This is a genomic window from Nocardioides sp. CPCC 206348 (assembly GCF_048654705.1).
Lineage (GTDB): Bacteria > Actinomycetota > Actinomycetes > Propionibacteriales > Nocardioidaceae > Nocardioides.
In genome coordinates this window covers 37,857-41,317 of sequence record NZ_JBMCZA010000189.1, presented here as the reverse complement: position 1 = coordinate 41,317, position 3,461 = coordinate 37,857, and the positions used below count along the sequence as shown (strand labels likewise).

4 protein-coding genes and 1 pseudogene are annotated in these 3,461 nt (G+C 70.6%); all 5 read right to left on the bottom strand.

The features are described from left to right. Nucleotides 1–734 (bottom strand): proline dehydrogenase family protein (locus ACOADB_RS15790; protein ID WP_378600445.1); only part of this gene is annotated, 734 nt, incomplete at its 3' end. An 86-nt stretch (nt 735–820) separates the two neighbouring features. After that, nucleotides 821–1,555, bottom strand: coding sequence for an ABC transporter permease (locus ACOADB_RS15785; protein ID WP_378600442.1), 735 nt, complete (start codon nt 1,553–1,555; stop codon nt 821–823). Next, nucleotides 1,552–2,268 carry an ABC transporter ATP-binding protein gene (locus ACOADB_RS15780; RefSeq protein ID WP_378600440.1) on the bottom strand — a complete coding sequence of 239 codons (717 nt, stop codon included), beginning with the start codon at nt 2,266–2,268 and terminating at the stop codon, nt 1,552–1,554. The genes ACOADB_RS15785 and ACOADB_RS15780 overlap by 4 nt, the downstream gene beginning before the upstream one ends. Further along, nucleotides 2,258–3,085 (bottom strand): sugar phosphate isomerase/epimerase family protein, encoded by an 828-nt coding sequence (locus ACOADB_RS15775; RefSeq protein ID WP_378600437.1) that lies wholly within the window; start codon nt 3,083–3,085, stop codon nt 2,258–2,260. Before ACOADB_RS15775 ends, ACOADB_RS15780 begins: the two co-directional genes overlap by 11 nt. Then, a pseudogene (locus tag ACOADB_RS15770) lies at nt 3,082–3,461 on the bottom strand (Ppx/GppA family phosphatase); the annotation flags it as partial. The gene ACOADB_RS15775 and the pseudogene ACOADB_RS15770, both read right to left, overlap by 4 nt.

Here is a 3,461-nt window from a genome sequence, read left to right as displayed (position 1 = left end):
CCGTAGCGGCTCGCGAGCGACGCGGCGATCTCGATCAGGCGCGGGTCATGGGTCGCGATCATCGGATAGGCGTCGCCAGAGAAGAGCGCCTTGAGGCAGCGGACGTAGGACCGGTCGATGTCGCCGGGGTCCGTGAACGCGACGTCGGACGGTTCGTCGTACGCGCCCTTGCAGAGGCGGACGCGGCTCCCGGCGTACGCCAGGGTCCGGCAGTCGGCCTCGGTCCGGTGGAGGTACGCCTGCACGACCGCGCCGACCGTCGGGAACTCCTCCCGCAAGGCCAGCACGATGCCGAGCGTGGCGTCGGTGACGGTGTGGTCCTCCATGTCGATGGTGACCGTGGTGCCCGCGCCGATGGCCGCGCGACAGATCTTGCGAGCGTTCGCGAGCGCGATCCGCTCACCGTCCTCGAGGAGCAGGCCGACGGCGGTGAGCTTCAGGGACACCTCGGCGCGGCCGCCAAGACGCTGGTCGGCGATCTTGTCGAGCAGGATCCGATAGGCCTGCACGGTGGCCGTTGCCTGTGCCTCGTCGAGGACGTCCTCGCCAAGGCGGTCGATCGTCGTGTGGATGCCGTGCGCGGCAAGCCTCTCGACGGCGGTCAGGGCATCGCGGACCGTCTCGCCGGGCACGTAGCTGCGCACGATTCCCGAAGTGATCGGCAGCGTCGTCACGACCTTCTTGACGGTGCCGCTGCGCGCCAGCACGAGGAGTGAATCCCGAACCGGTCGCATGGTTCCAACCTACGCAAAGTGCCCAAGGAATGGGGGTTTCGTGGCCGAGCGAGGGATGAGACCAACCCCACGCCGTCCCGCCTTCATCAGTCCGTACGACGCCGGAGGGTCGCCGCTCCGAGGGCCAGTGCCGCGACCGCGAACCCGGCCACGATCGCCACGTCGCGCCACACCTCGCCCGAGCGCGTGCTCGTCGCCAGCTGCTCCATGGCGTCGACCGCATAGGACAACGGCAACAGGTCGGCCACGACCTCGAGTGCCCGCGGGAGCCGGTCGCGCGGCACGAGGAGGCCGCACAGCAGGATCTGCGGCACCACGATCGCCGGCAGGAACTGGACGGCCTGGAACTCGGTGCGCGCGAACGCGGACACGAACAGGCCGAGCGCCGTGCCGAGGACCGCGTCGGCCACGCCGACGACGACGAGCAGTCCGGCGGCCCCCCGGATGTCGAGGTCGAGCAGGCCGATCGCGACGCCTGCGGCGAGGGAGGCCTGGACCGCTGCGACGGCACCGAACGCGAGGGCGTAGCCCAGCAGGAAGTCCAGGCGACCCATGGGCATGGTGAACAGCCGCTCGAGGGTCCCGCTCGACCGCTCGCGCAGCGTCGTCACGCTGGTCACGAGGAACATCACGAAGAACGGGAAGATCGCGAGCAGCGCCGGGCCGATCCGGTCGAAGACCAGTGGCGTGTCCTGGAAGACCCACCACAGCAAGGCCTGCAGCAGGCAGGGCAGGACGAGCAGCATCGCGAGGGTGCGGTGGTCGCGGCGCAGCTGGGTCAGCACGCGGGTGGCGATGGCGAGCGTGACGCGCGGGTTCATGCGGCGTCCCCTTCGACCAGGGCGAGGAACGCGCTCTCGATGTCGGTGGCTCCCGCGCGCTCCTTGATGGTGGCAGGCGTGCCCTGGGCGAGGATCCGCCCCTCGCGCATCAGCAGCAGGTGGTCACAGCGCTCGGCCTCGTCCATGACGTGGCTCGACACCATCACGGCCGTGCCGGCGTCCGCGATCCGGTGGAACAGCGCCCACAGGTCGCGCCTCAGCACGGGGTCGAGCCCGACCGTGGGCTCGTCGAGGACCAGCAGGTCCGGCTTCCCGAGGAGCGCCACGGCCAGTCCGACGCGCGATCGCTGCCCGCCACTGAGCCGGGACACCACGCTGTCGCGGTGGCTGCCGAGGTCGACCGCGGCCACGGCTTCGTCCACGGTGCCGGCCGACCTGCCGAGCACCCGCGCGAAGAAGCGGAGGTTCTCGGTGACCGTCAGGTCGTCGTACACGCTGGAGGACTGGGTCTGGTAGCCGACGCGGTCGCGCACGGCGGGGCTTCCGGCCTCCACCCCGAGAACAGTGACGGCGCCGGCGGCGATCCGCTGCACGCCGACGATGCTGCGCAACAGGGTCGACTTCCCGCACCCGGAAGGGCCCAAGAGGCCGGTGACGCCGGGGCCGATCGCGAGGTCCAGGCCCTCGAGGACGACGTTGCCGCCGCGGACCACCCGCAGCGCCTCGATCGTCACCACCGCATCACTCGCCATGCGTCGAATGATCCTCCACCGGTACGACGGTCAGGTGCTGCTTGGCGAACTCCAGCGACTCGCGCAGGTCCGTCTCGCGCTCCTCGCGGGTCGTGCAGCGCCGGGTGTTGATCTCGAGCACCACCTCGCCCGCGAAGCCGGTGGCGGCCAGGTGCTCTAGGAAGGCCGCCGCACCGATGTCACCACGACCCGGCACGAGGTGTTCGTCCTTGGCGGAGTCGGTGCCGTCGGTCAGGTGGATGTGGCGCAACCGGGAACCGAGCCGCTCGGCCATCGCGATCGGGTCGGACCGCGCGATCGACGCGTGGGAGAGGTCGATGGTGGTGTTGGCGTAGGGCTCCGCGGACGGGTCCCAGCCCGGCAGGTACATCTCCATCTGCCGGCGAGAGGCCCGCCACGGATACATGTTCTCCACGGCGAACGCGATGCCCGACGACTCCTCGAGCGCAGCGATGCCGTTGACGAAGTCGCGGGCGTACTCCTTCTGCCACCGGAACGGCGGGTGGACGACGACGACCTCGGCACCGACCTCGTGCGCCATCGCCGCGGAGCGCTCGAGCTTGCCCCACGGCTCGACTCCCCAGACCGCCTGCGTGAACAGCAGGCACGGCGCATGGATCGCACTGACCGGCATCTCGTGGTGCTCGGAGAGGTGCTTGACCGCACTGACCTGCTGCGACAGCGCGTCGATGCCGACCATCACCTCGACCGCCTCGTAGCCGACGCTGGCCGCATACGCGAAGCCGTGCGCGGTCGACTCGGGATAGACCGAACTGGTGGACAGTCCGATCCGAGGGCGGTTCGCGGGGACCGTCACGGTCCGTCGGCCACGCCGAGCTTGTCGATGCGCTCCAGGATCACGCCTTCGCGCAACGCCCACGGGCAGATCTCGAGCTCGGCGAGATCGAAGATGTCCATGCACGCCTCGGCGACCAGGGCGCCCGGAACGATCTGGTGGGTGCGGCTCGGCGACACACCGGGCAGCTCGGCCAGCTCCTCGGGCGTCATCGCGACCAGCTTGGGGATCCACTGCCGCAGCTCGGCGAGGGGCAGGCTGCGCGGCACCAGCGGACCGTCGCCGGACGGCGCCGAGCCACAGATGCGCGCCAGCGATCGGAAGGTCTTCGACGTCGCGGCCGCCCGGTGCGTGGTGCCGGCGCGCAACAGGTGGCCGGCATCGCGGGCGATCTCGG